A 15144-nucleotide genomic window follows, 5' to 3' on the forward strand; every position below is an offset into this window, starting at 1 on the left:
GTGCTCCAGTGGGGGAAGGGGAGGAGGCCCCCACGGCTGCGGTCGGTCGGCTGCGTCATGCCCGGCACGCTACGCGGCGACGGGGGTGCAGGCTTCACCCGAGAGGGCGAGACACGGGCGGGTTGAGCGGAATAGGCTCAACTTCGAGCCGGTTGCAGCAAGCAGGTCCCGATCCACCCCCAAGGAGACGCCCATGGAGCTCAAGCCGACCGCCAAGGTCGCCGAGGCGATCGCCCTCGCCCAGCGCGCGGCGCAGTCCGACGGCCACGCCGAGGTCACGCCCGCCCACCTCGTCAGTGCCCTCGTGCGCCTCGACACCCCGCAGGTCGACGCCCTCGTCACCGCCGCCGGGACGGGCGCCGCGCACGTCCTCGCGATGGCCGACAAGGCCGTCGCCGCGCTGCCCCGCACGTCCGGCTCCAACCAGACGCCCGGGATCGGGCGGGAGCTGCTCGCCACGCTGCAGCACGCCGACACCCTCATGCGCGCGAAGGGCGACACCCACCTCGCCCTCGACGTCCTCCTCCTCGCGCTCGCCGAGAAGGGCCACCTCGCGGCGATCGAGGCGCGGGGTGCCAAGGACATGGAGGCGAAGATCGACGAGCTGCGCGGCGGCCGGAAGGTCACCTCCGAGACGCCCGCCGAGGGCGGCGACTCCCTCGCGGAGTACGGCACCGACCTCACCGCGGTCGCGCGCGAGGGCAAGCTCGACCCGGTCATCGGCCGCGACGCCGAGATCCGCCGGGTCGTGCAGGTCCTCTCCCGCCGGACGAAGAACAACCCCGTCCTCATCGGCGAGCCCGGCGTCGGCAAGACCGCCGTCGTCGAGGGGCTCGCCCAGCGGATCGTCGACGGCGACGTGCCCGAGTCCCTCCGGGACAAGCGGCTCATCAGCCTCGACCTGGGCGCGATGGTCGCCGGCGCGAAGTACCGCGGCGAGTTCGAGGAGCGGCTCAAGGCCGTCCTCGAGGAGATCCGGGCGAGCAACGGCCAGGTCGTCACGTTCATCGACGAGATCCACACCGTCGTCGGCGCCGGCGCGTCCGGCGAGGGCGCGATGGACGCGGGGAACATGCTCAAGCCGCTGCTGGCCCGCGGCGAGCTGCGCCTCGTCGGCGCGACGACGCTCGACGAGTACCGCCAGCACATCGAGAAGGACCCGGCGCTGGAGCGGCGGTTCCAGCAGGTCTTCGTCGGCGAGCCGAGCGTCGAGGACACGATCGCGATCCTCCGCGGCCTCAAGGAGCGCTACGAGGCGCACCACAAGGTCGAGATCGAGGACTCCGCGCTCGTCGCCGCCGCCTCGCTGTCCGACCGGTACATCACCGGCCGCCGCCTGCCGGACAAGGCGATCGACCTCGTCGACGAGGCGGCCTCCCGCCTGCGGATGGAGATCGACTCCAGCCCCGTCGAGATCGACGAGCTGCAGCGCGCCCTCGTCCGCCTGGAGATGGAGAAGAGCCACCTCGTCAAGGAGTCCGACGCCGCCTCGCGCGAGCGCCTGACCAAGCTCGAGGCCGAGATCGCCGAGCGCTCCGAGGAGCTCGCCACGCTCACCGCCCGGTGGGAGGCCGAGAAGGCCGGCCTGAACAAGGTCGGGGACCTGCGCGCGCGGATCGACGAGCTGCGCACGACGGCCGACCGCCTGCAGCGCGAGGGCGACTACGAGGAGGCCGGGCGCCTGCTCTACGGCGAGATCCCCGCGCTCGAGGCGCAGATGCGCGACGCCGAGGCTGCGGAGTCGCTCGTCGCCACCGAGGACCCGATGGTCAAGGAGCGGGTCGGGGCCGACGACATCGCCGAGGTCATCTCGGCGTGGACGGGCATCCCCGCCGGGCGGCTGCTGCAGGGCGAGACCGAGAAGCTCTTGCACATGGAGGAGATCATCGGCAGCCGGCTCATCGGCCAGACCGCCGCCGTGCGGGCCGTCTCCGACGCGGTGCGGCGCAGCCGGGCCGGGATCGCCGACCCCGACCGGCCGACCGGCAGCTTCCTCTTCCTCGGCCCGACCGGCGTCGGCAAGACCGAGCTCGCGAAGTCGCTCGCGGACTTCCTCTTCGACGACGAGCGGGCGATGGTGCGGATCGACATGTCCGAGTACTCCGAGCGGCACTCGGTCGCGCGGCTCATCGGTGCGCCGCCCGGGTACGTCGGGTACGAGGAGGGCGGTCAGCTGACCGAGGCCGTGCGGCGCCGCCCGTACTCCGTCGTCCTCCTCGACGAGGTCGAGAAGGCTCACCCGGAGACCTTCGACATCCTCCTGCAGGTCCTCGACGACGGTCGGCTCACGGACGGCCAGGGCCGGACGGTCGACTTCCGCAACGTCATCCTCGTCCTCACGAGCAACCTCGGGTCGCAGTTCCTCATCGACCCCCGGCTCGACGAGCACGCCCGCCACGAGGCGGTCATGGGGACGGTGCGGGCGTCGTTCAAGCCCGAGTTCCTCAACCGGCTCGACGAGGTCGTCGTCTTCGACCCGCTGAGCACCGAGGAGCTGGGCACGATCGTCGAGCTCCAGGTGCGGGCGCTCGCGACGCGTCTGGCCGACCGGCGCATCGAGCTCGAGGTCACCGATGCCGCCAAGGCGTGGCTCGCCCGCACGGGGTACGACCCGGCCTACGGCGCCCGTCCCCTGCGGCGGCTCGTGCAGAAGGAGATCGGCGACCGCCTCGCGACGGCGCTGCTCGGCGGCGAGGTCCGCGACGGGCAGAGCGTGACGGTCGACCTCGCGGGCGACGGCGAGGACCACCTCGTCCTCGTCCCCGCGCAGGCCTGAGCGGCGGGGGCGAGGGCCAGTACGGTGTCGCCATGCTGCGCCGCACCGCACTCGCCCTCGTCCCCCTCGCCGTCGTCGCGGGGGCGGCGGGTTGCTCCCGGACCCCCGAGGCCGCACCGCCGGACCAGGCGCTGAGCACCGCGAAGCAGCGCCTCGACGAGGCCTCGACCGTCCACGTCGAGCTGACCTCGCAGGGCGTGCCGAAGGGCAAGAACGGGGTCACCGCGGCCAAGGGCGACGGGATCGTCAGCGCCACCCAGCCGAAGTTCGAGGGTGAGGTCACCGCCACGATCCAGGGCAACAACGGCGCCGTGCGCATCATCGCCATCGGCGAGAAGACGTGGATGTCCTTCTTCACGGAGGAGTACAACCCGATCGACCTCTCCGAGCTCGGCGCCCCGAACCCGTCCGGCTTCTTCGTCCCCGAGAAGGGCCTCTCCCGCCTGCTCACCGAGACCACGGGCGTGAGCGCGGGCGAGGCGAAGCGGCAGGGCGACACCGTCCTCCAGACCTACACCGGCACCCTGCCCGGCGCGCCGGTCGACGACCTCCTGGGTCTCGGCGACGGCAAGGGCACCTTCCAGGTCACCTACGGGATCGACCAGGCCTCGGGCGAGCTGCGCACCGCCGACATCAGCGGACCCTTCTGGACCGGGTCGACCTCGACGTACACGGTGAAGCTGTCCGACTACGGCAAGCCCGTGACGATCGAGACCCCGCGATGACCGGTCACGGCGGGCGGCGGGGCGTCATCGCCGCGCCCCCCGTCGTGCTGCTCGGGATCGCCGCCGTGGCCGTGGCCCTCGCCGCGGCCGACACGTACGTCGTCGTCCTCGCCCTCACGGACATGATGGCCGGCGTCGGGATCGGGCTCGACGCGTTGCAGCGGGCGACCCCGATCCTGTCCGGCTTCCTCCTGGGGTACATCTCGGTGCTGCCGCTCGTCGGACGCCTGTCCGACCTCGTCGATCGCCGCCGGATCCTCCTGTGGTGCCTCGTCGCCTTCGCCGTCGGCTCGGCGGTGACAGCCGTCGCGGTCGAGCTGCCCGTCCTCGTCGCCGGCCGGGTCGTCCAGGGCGCCGGCGGCGGCGGGCTCGTGCCGGCGACGCTGGCGCTCGTCGCCGACCTGTGGCCGCCCGGGAAGCGAGGGGTGCCGCTGGGGATGGTCGGCGCGGTGCAGGAGATCGGGTCGGTCCTGGGCCCGGTGCTCGGGGCGGCGGTCCTCGCGATCGCCGACTGGCGCGCCATCTTCTGGCTCAACGTCGTCCTCGCGATCGTCCTCGCGCTCCTCGTCGCAGTCGTGCGGCCGGTCGGTGCCCGGCAGACCGCCGATGGGCCCGACCCCGACGGCGCCCAGGCACCGGCCCCGACGACCTCGCCCACCCGGCGGTGGGCAGGGGCCGGCGTCGGAGCTCTCGCGCTCGCGACGGGCCTGCTCGCCCTCGCCGCGCCGGCCGTTTTGGCCACCGACGTGACCTTCGGGATCCCGTTCGTGCCCTTCGTCGGCGACTCGCGCGTCCTCACCCCCGTCGGCATGGCGGCCCTCGCGCTCGCCGTCGGGTGGCTCGTCCTCGAGGCACCGAGGTGGCTGCCCGTGCTGCGCCGCGCCGACGTACCGGGCGCGATCCTTCTCGGCGGGGCGCTCGGCTGCGTCGTCCTCACCTTCGCCGCGGCCGACCCCGCGCGCGAGGTCGTGGGTCCGCTCGGCTGGGTGCTCCTGCCGGTCGGGCTCGCCCTCGCCGTCCTCTACGCGTGGCGCGCGCGCCGGGTGCCGGCGCCGCTCGTCCCGCGGGAGGCGCTGCAGGGGCGCGCCCGGTTCGCCCTCGCCGTGAGCGCGCTGTCCGGGGTGGCGCTCGTCGCGGTCGTCGTCGACGTCCCGCTGCTGGCCCGGGTGGCGATCGGCGCGACCCAGGAGGAGGCTGCGCTCGTCCTCGTGCGCTTCCTCGTCGCGGTGCCGCTCGGCGCACTCGCCGGCGGGTGGATGCTGCGCCGCGCTGGCGCGGGCACGGTCGCCGGTCTGGGGCTCTTCCTCGCGGCGCTCGGGCTGCTGACGATGTCGACCTGGGGCAAGGACGCGCTCGACGCGTGGTTCGCCACCCCCGTCCTCGTCGTCGTCGGGCTCGGCCTCGGGCTCGCTCTGGCACCGGTCAACGACGCCGCGCTCGCCGATGCCCCGGCGGACGCCCACGGCACGGCGTCGGCGCTCGTCGTCGTGGCCCGGATGGTCGGGATGGTCGTCGGCCTGGCTCTGCTCACGGCCGTCGGGCTCCACCAGTACTACGAGGCCGTCGGCCGGCTGGCGGACAAGACGGACGGGGGCGCGCTCGTCGACGCGGCCGTCGTCCAGGTCCGCACCGTCTTCCTCGGGGCGGCGCTCGCCGCGGCCCTCGGCGGACTCGCGGCCTTCCTCCGGCTCGGGGTCCGGCCGCCCAGGCGCACCGACGTGCCGGACGGGATCCCCGCGGCCTGAGTCAGACGTTGCCCGGCAGCTGCTCCCCGGTGAGCAGGCCGGCGAGGACGTCGGCCACCTCCCCGGTCGCCTCGTACATCGGCATGTGCCCGACGCCCTCGATCATCGTCAGGTGCGCCCACGGCATCGTCGCGTGGTACTCCCGGACCCACCGGTGCGAGATGAGCCGGTCGCGTCGGCCCGCGACGACATGGGTCGGGACGGAGGCGAAGGCTGCGAGCGAGGCATCCTCGTCGAGTCGGTTCAGGGCCCCGAAGTAGAGCCCTGTGGTGCGCGCCGACGTCCGCCGCATGATCCGCCCCGCGGCGGCGACGTGCTCGGGGTCCGGGTTCGGGCCGAAGGTGTTGCGGACCATCTGGGCGCTGAGCCCGGGGATCCGGGGGACCGGCCCGGGGATCCGGGTCAGGACCCGCATGGCCATCGCCTCACCGCGGATGGCCTTGCGCTGCGAGAGGTTCGGTGCGGTCGCGACGAGGGCGACGCCGGCCAGGCGCGAGGCGACCTCGTCCGGGTACAGCCCACCCCACGCCATGACCGTCATGCCGCCCATCGAGTGCCCGGCGAGGACGATCCGTCCGGTCGGCACGGCCGCGTCCAGCACGCACTGCAGGACGTGGCCCAGGTCGCGAACCTCGGCCGGGCCGTCGCCGAGCCGGGAGCGCGCGTGACCCGGCTGGTCGTACGCGACGACCCGGACGCCGAGGCGGCGCTGCAGGTCGGCAACCACCGGCAGCCACGTCTCGTGGCTCAGGGTCCACCCGTGGGCGAGCACGAGCACCGGGAGGTCGGGGTCGGCCTGCGGGGGATCGAACTCGAACACGGCGATGCGCGCCCCGTCGGACGTGACGACCTGTCGCGTCCGTGCCGCCGTGATCCCGGTCCCGCTCATGCCGTCTCCTCGATGGTCTCGATGCTTCCGGTCGCGACGTCCGCGCCGTCGATCTCCACGACGACCGGGGCGTGGTCGCTCGCGCCCTTGCCCTTGCGCTCCTCGCGATCGATCGCCGCCCCGACCACCCGGTCGGCGAGGGCCGGCGTCGCGAGGACGAAGTCGATCCGCATCCCCTGCTTCTTGGGGAAGCGCAGCTGCTGGTAGTCCCAGTAGGTGTACACGCCCGGGCCCGGTGCGTGGGGCCGGACGACGTCGACGAGCCCGTCGTCGAGGAACGCCCGGAACGCTGCGCGCTCCGGCTCGGAGACGTGGGTCGAGCCCTCGAAGGCGGCCATGTCCCAGACGTCGTCGTCCTGCGGGGCGACGTTGAAGTCCCCGCACAGCGCCAGCGGGAGCCCCGGCTCGGCGCTGCGCCACGCGGCGGTCTGGGTTCGCAGGACCTGCAGCCAGTCCAGCTTGTACGCCATGTGCGGGTCGTCGAGGGTGCGGCCGTTCGGGACGTAGAGCGACCACACCCGGACGCCGCCGCAGGTGGCGCCGATCGCTCGGGCCTCGGGGGCTGCCGGGTCCCCGAAGCCCGGGACGTCGGGGAAGCCGACGGAGACGTCGTCGAGCCCGACGCGGGAGACGATCGCGACCCCGTTCCACTGGTTGAGCCCGTGGTGGGCGACCTCGTAGCCGAGCTCGGTGAACCGCGCGTGGGGGAACTGGTCGTCCCGGGCCTTCGTCTCCTGGATGGCCAGGACGTCGGTGTCGGAGCGCTCGAGCCACGCGGCGACCCGATCGATCCGGCTGCGGATGGAGTTGACGTTCCACGTGGCGAGGCGCACGACCGCACCCTAGCCCCGACCTCTGACGGCCGTCCCGTCGCGGCGCGGGTCTGGTCAGGTCTTGCGGGCCTTCTTCGCGGCTCGCTTCCGAGCGCGGGTGACGAACGCCGTGGCCTCCTTGCCGACGACCGGGTCATCGACGAGGGACTCGATGACCCGCCGGCCACGCTCCCCACCGAGCTTCCCCAACGTCTTGACGAAGAACACCCGAACCTCTCCCTGGGTGTCGTCGGTCAGCAGCTCGATCAGGTCATCGACGTGATCGGCGGTGGCGCACGCACTCAGGGCGATCGCGACACCGTCCTGCTCCGGCTCGCTCTGCGCGTTCTCGTGGCAGGCACGAAGCCGGTCCCAGTAGCCGATGGAGTCCCGCACCGCCAGCGCACGCCCGATGCCCTCCATGATGACCGGCGGGTACCCCCCGGCCTCGAGGTGCTTCATCAGGACCGGCAGCGCCTGGGGGTATGGCTCGGAGGTGTTGACCAGGTCGTACACCGACTCGGTCACCGGCGCCCCCACCTCTTCGAGGTCCGCCACCAGCGGCCGCTGAGCCAAGTTCAACTCGCGGCGCCTGGCCACGCGCTTCTCCTCCTCCGCGCGTTCACGTGCCTGGAACTCCGGGTCGTTCGCCAGCTGGTCCATCAGCTCACCAGCCGTGATGTCACCTGATTCTCGTCTACCCATTCGGGATGTACCTCACCTTGATCGATCCGTCGCGAATCTTTTCCTTGAGCCTGCCGGACAGCCGGGTGTCGCTCCGCACATACAGGTAGAACGTCTTGTCACCCTTGTAATCAAGATAATCCCGGATCTGTCGCGTCAAACCTTGGTATTTCACATTCTTGATCTCCGTGATCGAATCTCTCGTGACCCCGTCGGCAATTCGGGGCTCTTCCCAGATGAGGGTGGAGTCGGTGGTGTGAGGTGGTGAATCGCACTGGGTTGAGTTCCTATGCGTTCCCTTGGCCAGCGAGTGCCGGCTGGGCTGATTCTTGGGCAGCGTAGTACGCCGCCTCGACCTCGAGCGGGGTGCGCATCTCTAGCTCCCCGTGCAGGCGCTGGTTGTTCCACCACCACACGTACTCCAAGGTCGCGAGCTCGACCTGCTCGATCGTGCGCCACGGTCCGCGCCGTCTGATGAGCTCGGTCTTGTAGAGCCCATTGACGGCCTCGGCGAGCGCGTTATCGAAGGAGTCCCCGACGGTTCCCGTGGATGGCTTCGCGCCGAGCTGGCCGATGCGGTCGGTGTAGACGATCGAGAGGTAGTTCGACCCGTGGTCGGCGTGGTGGACCAGGCCCGTGAGGTCGACCGCGCCCTCGCGCTTGGCTTCCCAGGCGGCCATGTCGAGGGCTTGTAGCGGGAGGACGTCGGACTTCAACGTCGCAGCGACGTTCCATCCCACGATCCGCCGCGAGTAGACGTCGGTCACGAACGCGACGTAGGCGAACCCCGACCAGGTCGCGACGTAGGTGATGTCGGCAACCCACAGCCGGCGCGGTGCAGGCGCCTGAAAGCGGCGTTGGACCAAGTCAGCCGGCTTCACCGCCGCGGGGTCGGACTTGGTGGTGAAGACCTTCTTCGACCGCTTCACGCCCCGCACGCCCGCGATCCCCATGAGCCGGGCGGTCTGGTCGCGACCGACTTCCCATCCCTGGCGCCGCATCAGGGCGTGCATCTTCCGCACGCCGTAGACGCCGTAGTTCTCGCCGTGCAGCCGGAGGATCTCGGGCACCAGCAGCTCGTCCTTGAGCGACCGGGCCGAAGGTGGCCTGGTCTTGGCGGCCCGGTAGCCGCGGGAGGTGATGAACCCACGAACTGCCGGGCGCAGCACCCGGCAGATGGCCTCGACCCCGAACTGATCCTTGTGCTCGTCGATGTAGCGGATCATCTCGTCGTGGGACGGTCGAGCTCCTTGGCGAAAAACACCGAAGCGGACTTCAAGATCTCGTTCGCCCGGCGAAGCTCGGCCACCTCACGCTTGAGCCGCTTGATCTCATCAGCCTCCTGCGACGTCGTCCCCGCGCGTTGTCCGCTGTCGATCTCGGCACGATGCACCCAGAGCCGAAGAGTCTCGACGTTCATCCCCAACAGCCCCGACACATGCCGCAGAGCGGCCGTCTCGTGCGGGTGCTCGGAGCGAACCTCGGCGACCATCCGGACCGCGCGCTCACGCATCTCGTTCGTGTACCTGGCCATCGTTCCCATCCTGACTGATCAAGCGGAACTCAACCCAGTGCGATTCACCGTACAGGNCGTCTCGTGCGGGTGCTCGGAGCGAACCTCGGCGACCATCCGGACCGCGCGCTCACGCATCTCGTTCGTGTACCTGGCCATCGTTCCCATCCTGACTGATCAAGCGGAACTCAACCCAGTGCGATTCACCCGTCAGACCTCGGGATGTCACGCGGGCGGGAAATATGAGGCCAATGTCTCGCGGGCCGCCTGTACATCGACTGACCCTTTCGTCTCGATGAGTAACTTCGCGAGCCGCTTGGGCCAGAGCGCGTGGACGCCCCTCGTAGCGAAGGCTCCGCCGATAAGCGGCCAGTCCGCCTCGACGAAGCAGAGCGCACCCGTGACAGGGATGTCGCCGACGACGTCACGCACGAGGTCGATCTGCTTCAGCACGCCGTCGACGAGCTTGGTGCAGTCGCGGCGACCGACCAGAACCTTCTCGACGCGGGCTCGAAGGATGCCGCCTTCGATCTTCAGTTCGGGCCGCCCCTTGTACCTCTTGGCGTCGATCACCCAGATGCCGGCGGCCGTGATGGCGATGTGGTCGACGTTGGCCTTCGTGCCGGCGATGCGCCGGTCATGCAGGACCGCGACCGACTCCGCCAGCGACTTCTACGTCAGCCAGTTCGTCGACAAGACCACCGGCGTGCACGGCCTGATCCGCAAGTCCGACTTCTGCTGAGACCGGGGCCCGACCGCCGTGACAGGGCTCATGGCGGCCGGTGGCACCGTCGCGCTCCGACGGGGTGCCGGCCTGCATGCCAGGGCTGGCACTCCAGCGTGCCTCCCGGGTTGGACGGTCAAGGCCGCGAAGCCGGTTCCGCAGGGCCCGGGAGGTGCCACCCGTCGCGTTCGACCTCCTTCTCCACACCTGCGCGTCGTCCACGCCCAGCACGGTGTGCTGGGCGTGACGGCCATGGTCGAGACCTCCCCGTCCTGACAGGAGGTGCGCTGCGCGTGCACCTCCACGTCGCGATGCCGACCGGTTGCGCCCGGCCCCTGGGCGTGGGGCCCGGGGTCGGTCTTCTGCTACGACCGGGGCAGGCCGGCCGACCACAGCGCCGCGGCGATCAGGGCGGGCTGGCCGAACAACCGCGCGAGTCGCTTGCCATCGGTGTCGAGGCCAAAACTGTCTCGCCGCGCCGCATACTGGTCGATGTTGCCGGGGAAGACCGCGGCATAGAACCCAGCCAGGGCACCACCGGTCAGCATGCGATGACGCGGCAGCGCCAGCATCGCGCTGCCGGCCAAGACTTCGGCGACGCCGGAGCCGATGACCACGGGATCCTTGTCACCGGGGAACCAGTCGGGCACCTGTGCCTGGAACTCCTGGCGCTTGAAGCTCAGGTGGGAGACGCCGGCGTAGACCATGAACGCTCCGAGCGCGATTCGTGCGAGTTCTTGGGAGCGGTGTGTGGTGGGCATGGAAATGATCCTCCTGGATGGTGGTTGTCACTCGAGTTGGGTGGACAGGTCGTCCAGGAATGCCTTCACCTGGACGAGCTTTTCTGGTGGGCCCGGGTAGAGCGCGAGCATCTGTGCGGGAACTCCGGTTGCCCTGCACCGCAGCGAACTCCCCTCCTGGGTCAGGCTGATCAGGCGGCGCCGTTCATCGTTGCCACTCCACGACCGGGTGACGAGACCAGCCTGCTCCAGCCGTCGCAGCAGGGGGGTCAGGGTGCCGCTGTCGAGGTGCAGCCGAGCTCCGATGTCATTGACACCGACGGGCTTGTCAGCGTGCCACAGGACGAGCATGACGAGGTATTGGGGATAGGTGAGGCCGATGTCCTCGAGCAGTGGCCGGTAGGCGCGCGTCACCGCCCTGCTGGCCCTGTACAGGGAGAAGCAGAGCTGGTGGTCGAGGTCGGGGATCTGGTCACTCACACCCCAAGCCTACCTCAGACACAATCTGATTGTGCGCAATCCACTTGTGCGCTATGTTGTCTCTGCAATCGCGAGGCAGGAGAGGCCTCGCACAGACGCCGCCCAGGAGGCACCATGATCGAGATCGAGCCCGTCTACACCACCGAGGCCATCGCCACCGGCGCAGGCCGCAACGGCCACGTCCAGACCGCCGACGGCCGGCTCTCGTTCGACCTGGCCATCCCGCAGGAGATGGGCGGCAGCGGTGAGGGCGCCAACCCCGAACAGTTGTTCGCCGCCGGTTACGCCGCCTGCTTCCACTCCGCCCTGCAGATGGTGGCCCGCCACGCGCACAAGGATCTCGGCGATTCGTCGGTGGGTGCCCAGGTGAGCATCGGCAAGGCCGGTGAGGGGTTCGGCCTGGCAGTCACCCTTGAGGTCGTCATCCCCGACCTGCCCGACGACGAGGCGCAGCAGCTGGCCAACCAAGCCCACCAGGTGTGCCCCTACTCGAACGCCACCCGCGGCAACATCCGCGTCGACGTCGTCGTCGTCGACGACTGACCCTCCCGCCTCGCCGCGACACCAACGCGTTGGGCCCCACCCACCGCGCCACCTGCACCGCCCCAACCCATCGACACAACGGAGGCAACCATGACCACCTACCGCACACAGAACCCCTCGACAGGCAAGGTCGTCCGCAGCTGGGGCTCCCTCGACCCACGCGAGGTGGGCACGGCCATCGACACCGCCGAGGAGGCCTTCACCTCCTGGCGGCGCACGAGCGTCGAGGAGCGCGCCGGTGTGCTGGCCCGGACCGCGCACCTGTTCGAGCAGAGGGCGGAGGAGCTTGCCGGAATCGCGGCCTCCGAGATGGGAAAGCCCGTCTCCCAGGGCATCGCCGAGGCGCAGCTGGTCGCCCAGATCTTCGACTACTACGCCCAGCGCGCCGACGAGCTGATGGCCGACGAGGTCCTGCCGGACCAGGGGGCGAACTCCTCCCGCGTGGAGAAGCAGCCCCTGGGCGTCCTGCTGGGCGTGATGCCGTGGAACTTCCCCTACTACCAGATCGCCCGGTTCATCGCACCCAACCTGCTGCTCGGCAACACGCTGCTGCTGAAGCCGGCCTCGATCTGCGCTGCTTCCGCCCTCGAGATGGAAAAGCTCCTCGACCAGGCCGGTCTGCCGAAGGGAGTCCACCAGACGCTCCTCGTGGACAGCTCCCAGATCGAGGACATCATCGCCGACCCGCGCGTGCGCGGTGTCTCCCTCACCGGGAGTGAGGGCGCGGGGGCCTCGGTCGCCGCCGCAGCCGGCAAGCACCTCAAGAAGGTGGTGCTGGAGCTCGGAGGTTCCGACCCGTTGATCGTCCTCGGTGGTGACATCGACGCGGTGGCGAGCACCGCCGCCCGGGCGCGGTTGAGCAACGCCGGCCAGGCCTGCAACTCGCCCAAGCGGATGATCGTGCTCGACGAGTTCTACGACACCTTCGTCGACAAGCTGTCGGCTGCCTTCTCCGCAGCGGTCGTCGGGGACCCCCAGGATGGGGCCACCGACGTGGGCCCCATGTCGAGCACCGATGCCCGCGACGAGCTGATGGAGCTTGTCGACGATGCCGTGGGCCACGGCGCCCACGTCCTCGTCGGCGGCTACCCGCGCGAGGGTGCCGGCGCCTTCATGGAGGCGACCGTACTGACCGACGTGACCCGCGACATGCGGGCCTGGTCGGAGGAGCTGTTCGGACCGGTCGCGGTCGTGTGCCGCGCCGCGGACGTGGACGAGGCCGTTGCCCTGGCCAACGAGACCGACTTCGGACTGAGCGGCTCGGTGTGGTCCGACGACCTCGAACTCGCCGAGGCCACCGCCCGCCGCCTCGACGTGGGCATGGCCTACGTCAACGAGCACGGCACCAGCCTCGCCGGACTGCCCTTCGGCGGCGTCGGCCGCTCTGGCTTCGGCCGGGAACTGGGCGACTACGGCGTCGACGAGTTCGTCAACAAGCGTCTGGTCCGCGTTTCCGACCCCGTGGGTCCTGAGCAGTGAACCCCGCCCCAACCCGGGGCACAGCCACCCCTGACCATGGAACCACTCCACGAGACATCGAAAGGAAGATGCCATGTCCCGCATCCTGATGATCCTCACATCCCACGACCAACTCGGTGACACCGACCGTAGGACCGGTTTTTGGCTCGAGGAGTTCGCCGCTCCCTACTACGTGTTCCGCGATGCCGGACACGACATCACCCTGGCCTCGCCGAAGGGCGGGCGACCGCCGGTCGACCCGACCAGCACGCTGCCGCAGATGCAGACCGACTCCACCCGTCGATTCGAGGCCGACGACGCGGCCAAGGCTGCCCTGACGACCAGCACCCCTTTGTCGGAGGTTGACGTGAGCCAGTTCGACGCGGTCTTCTACCCGGGCGGCCACGGCCCGCTGTGGGACCTCGTGGAGGATCCCACCTCGCAGCAGATCATCCTCGACAGCGGCGCCGCCGGCAGGCCGCTGGGCCTGGTCTGCCACGCCCCCGGCGTGCTGCATGCCATCAAGAAGCAGGACGGGACGTCGTTCATCACCGACCGTTCGGTGACTGGCTTCACCAATGGCGAGGAGGAGGCCGCCGGGCTGACCGACATCGTCCCGTTCCTGGTCGAGGACTCCCTCAGGGAAGCGGGCGCCCGCTACAGCAAGGGCCCCGACGGTGACAGCTACGTCGTCACGGACGGCACGCTGGTCACCGGGCAGAATCCGGCCTCGTCGGCTGATGCCGCCCGCCGCCTCCTCGACCTGCTGACCCACTGACCACCACCCACCCACAGAAGTACAGGGATGACCACACACACCCGCGAGATCCACCTCGCCTCCCGCCCCGACGGGAAGCCCACCCTTGACAATTTCCGCACCGTCGAGGTCGACCTGCCCGATCTCGATGACGGTCAGGTCCTCGTCCGCAACACCATCATGTCGGTGGACCCGTACATGCGCGGCCGCATGAACGACGTCGAGTCCTACGTGCCCCCCTTCCAGATCGACCAGCCGCTGGACGGCGGCGCCGTCGGCACGGTGATCGAGTCACGGGTGGAGCAGTTGCCCGTGGGCACCAAGGTGACCCACGGCCTCGGGTGGCGGGAACACGCCATCCTGGCCGGTGATGCGGTGCGACCGTTGACAGCCCGGGGCGTGCCGGACAGCGCCTACCTGGGCGTACTGGGCATGCCCGGCCTGACCGCCTACGCGGGTTTGCTGCTGGCCGGCGAGATGCGTGAGGGCGATGCCGTCTTCGTCTCCGGCGCGGCGGGAGCAGTCGGCTCGGCCGTCGGACAGATTGCCAAGCTCAGGGGCGCTTCCCGGGTGATCGGCTCGGCTGGCACCCCCGAGAAGATCGCCCGTCTGGAGGAGCTCGGCTTCGATGCTGCCTTCAACTACCACGACGGCGACGTGACCGAGCAGCTCGCGAAGGCCGCCCCGGAGGGCATCGACGTGTACTTCGACAACGTCGGCGGTGACCACCTGGAGGCCGCGATCGCGAACCTGCGCACCGATGGCCGGGTGGCGATGTGCGGGGCCATCAGCCAGTACAACTCCACCGAGCCGGCCTCCGCCCCGCACAACCTGGCGCTGGCCATCGGCAAGCGGCTCACGCTGCGTGGGTTCGTGATCGCCAAGTACGCCGAGCAGGCGAGGGCGGACTTCGAGCGGGACATGGGCCGTTGGATCGCCGACGGCTCCATCCACTGGGACGAGACCGCCCGTGACGGTCTCGACGCCGCCCCACAGGCCTTCATCGATCTGCTGGACGGTGCCAACACCGGCAAGATGATCGTGAACCTCTGAGCAGGTCATCGGCTGCCTTCGTCCGCGGTGACATCACCACGGACAGTTGACCGGGGGGACCTCCGAATGGGCTGGGCGTTGGCATGCCCACGATCCTGCGGAGGTCCCCCCGGTGCGCCCCGAGGCCTGGTGGCCGCCAGTGGTGACGGCGGCCTGCTGGTAGCCGACGCCCCTCGGCGGCCGCACGTTGCTGATGCAGTTGCGCTCCGCGTCGTGGGGGGCCTACCCCCGGTTCGTGGACACGG

General features: G+C 70.3%; 16 protein-coding genes. 8 read left to right on the top strand and 8 right to left on the bottom strand.

The annotated features are described in order from the left end of the window. The first annotated feature begins 193 nt into the window (after positions 1 to 193). The 3 genes from clpB to DAA34_RS04165 are packed head-to-tail and all read left to right on the top strand — an operon-like array spanning position 194 to position 5246. Positions 194 to 2776, top strand: a complete 2583-nt coding sequence (gene clpB / locus DAA34_RS04155) for an ATP-dependent chaperone ClpB (protein WP_106817742.1) — start codon at positions 194 to 196, stop codon at positions 2774 to 2776. 32 nt (positions 2777 to 2808) lie between these two features. Next, positions 2809 to 3501 carry an LppX_LprAFG lipoprotein gene (locus DAA34_RS04160; protein WP_106817743.1) on the top strand — a complete coding sequence of 231 codons (693 nt, stop codon included), beginning with the start codon at positions 2809 to 2811 and terminating at the stop codon, positions 3499 to 3501. After that, positions 3498 to 5246 (top strand): MFS transporter, encoded by a 1749-nt coding sequence (locus DAA34_RS04165; protein WP_106817744.1) that lies wholly within the window; start codon positions 3498 to 3500, stop codon positions 5244 to 5246. The genes DAA34_RS04160 and DAA34_RS04165 overlap by 4 nt, the downstream gene beginning before the upstream one ends. Position 5247: 1 nt before the next feature. Here DAA34_RS04165 and DAA34_RS04170 read toward each other — a convergent pair whose 3' ends face one another. The 6 genes from DAA34_RS04170 to DAA34_RS04195 all read right to left on the bottom strand — a co-directional run bounded on the left by DAA34_RS04170 (position 5248) and on the right by DAA34_RS04195 (position 9789). After that, positions 5248 to 6135: an alpha/beta fold hydrolase gene (locus DAA34_RS04170; RefSeq protein ID WP_106817745.1), complete on the bottom strand. Its 888-nt coding sequence runs from the start codon at positions 6133 to 6135 to the stop codon at positions 5248 to 5250. Continuing rightward, positions 6132 to 6968 (bottom strand): exodeoxyribonuclease III, encoded by an 837-nt coding sequence (locus tag DAA34_RS04175; protein WP_106817746.1) that lies wholly within the window; start codon positions 6966 to 6968, stop codon positions 6132 to 6134. Before DAA34_RS04175 ends, DAA34_RS04170 begins: the two co-directional genes overlap by 4 nt. A 54-nt stretch (positions 6969 to 7022) precedes the next feature. After that, positions 7023 to 7610: a hypothetical protein gene (locus DAA34_RS04180; RefSeq protein ID WP_234354099.1), complete on the bottom strand. Its 588-nt coding sequence runs from the start codon at positions 7608 to 7610 to the stop codon at positions 7023 to 7025. 34 nt (positions 7611 to 7644) lie between these two features. After that, complete coding sequence (locus DAA34_RS12715) at positions 7645 to 7968, bottom strand: putative toxin (RefSeq protein ID WP_106817748.1); 324 nt, start codon at positions 7966 to 7968, stop codon at positions 7645 to 7647. After that, positions 7919 to 9174, bottom strand: a protein-coding gene (locus tag DAA34_RS04190) for an IS3 family transposase (protein ID WP_234354100.1) whose coding sequence is annotated in 2 segments (ribosomal slippage) — positions 7919 to 8889 and positions 8889 to 9174 — 1257 coding nt in all. Because the reading frame shifts where the segments join, the coding sequence is not laid out codon by codon here. Before DAA34_RS04190 ends, DAA34_RS12715 begins: the two co-directional genes overlap by 50 nt. Before the next feature lie 195 nt (positions 9175 to 9369). Next, positions 9370 to 9789, bottom strand: coding sequence for a nuclease-related domain-containing protein (locus DAA34_RS04195; RefSeq protein ID WP_325027825.1), 420 nt, complete (start codon positions 9787 to 9789; stop codon positions 9370 to 9372). On the opposite strand from DAA34_RS04195, the gene DAA34_RS12425 reads away from it, so the two are divergent. Next, positions 9722 to 9886 (top strand): hypothetical protein, encoded by a 165-nt coding sequence (locus DAA34_RS12425; RefSeq protein ID WP_234354101.1) that lies wholly within the window; start codon positions 9722 to 9724, stop codon positions 9884 to 9886. The two genes, DAA34_RS04195 and DAA34_RS12425, sit on opposite strands and share 68 nt — an antisense overlap. A 347-nt stretch (positions 9887 to 10233) precedes the next feature. On the opposite strand, the gene DAA34_RS04200 is transcribed toward DAA34_RS12425, so the two are convergent. After that, entirely contained in the window at positions 10234 to 10629 is a 396-nt protein-coding gene (locus tag DAA34_RS04200; RefSeq protein ID WP_199847417.1) for a DoxX family protein, read from the bottom strand. Between the two features lie 27 nt (positions 10630 to 10656). Next, entirely contained in the window at positions 10657 to 11088 is a 432-nt protein-coding gene (locus DAA34_RS04205; RefSeq protein ID WP_047310897.1) for a MarR family winged helix-turn-helix transcriptional regulator, read from the bottom strand. Between the two features lie 114 nt (positions 11089 to 11202). Here DAA34_RS04205 and DAA34_RS04210 point away from each other — a divergent pair, with 114 nt between their 5' ends. The 4 genes from DAA34_RS04210 (at position 11203) to DAA34_RS04225 (ending at position 14899) form a co-directional block, all read left to right on the top strand. Beyond that, positions 11203 to 11631: an organic hydroperoxide resistance protein gene (locus DAA34_RS04210; protein WP_106817751.1), complete on the top strand. Its 429-nt coding sequence runs from the start codon at positions 11203 to 11205 to the stop codon at positions 11629 to 11631. A 90-nt stretch (positions 11632 to 11721) separates the two neighbouring features. Continuing rightward, a complete protein-coding gene (locus tag DAA34_RS04215) occupies positions 11722 to 13110 on the top strand; it encodes an NAD-dependent succinate-semialdehyde dehydrogenase (protein ID WP_106817752.1) in 1389 nt (462 codons plus the stop codon). 73 nt (positions 13111 to 13183) lie between these two features. Continuing rightward, positions 13184 to 13867, top strand: coding sequence for a type 1 glutamine amidotransferase domain-containing protein (locus DAA34_RS04220; RefSeq protein ID WP_047310894.1), 684 nt, complete (start codon positions 13184 to 13186; stop codon positions 13865 to 13867). A 27-nt stretch (positions 13868 to 13894) separates the two neighbouring features. Then, positions 13895 to 14899: an NADP-dependent oxidoreductase gene (locus DAA34_RS04225; protein ID WP_106817753.1), complete on the top strand. Its 1005-nt coding sequence runs from the start codon at positions 13895 to 13897 to the stop codon at positions 14897 to 14899. Positions 14900 to 15144 lie beyond the last annotated feature (245 nt).

Origin of the sequence: Janibacter massiliensis, from assembly GCF_900289115.1 — a bacterium.
GTDB lineage: Bacteria > Actinomycetota > Actinomycetes > Actinomycetales > Dermatophilaceae > Janibacter_A > Janibacter_A massiliensis.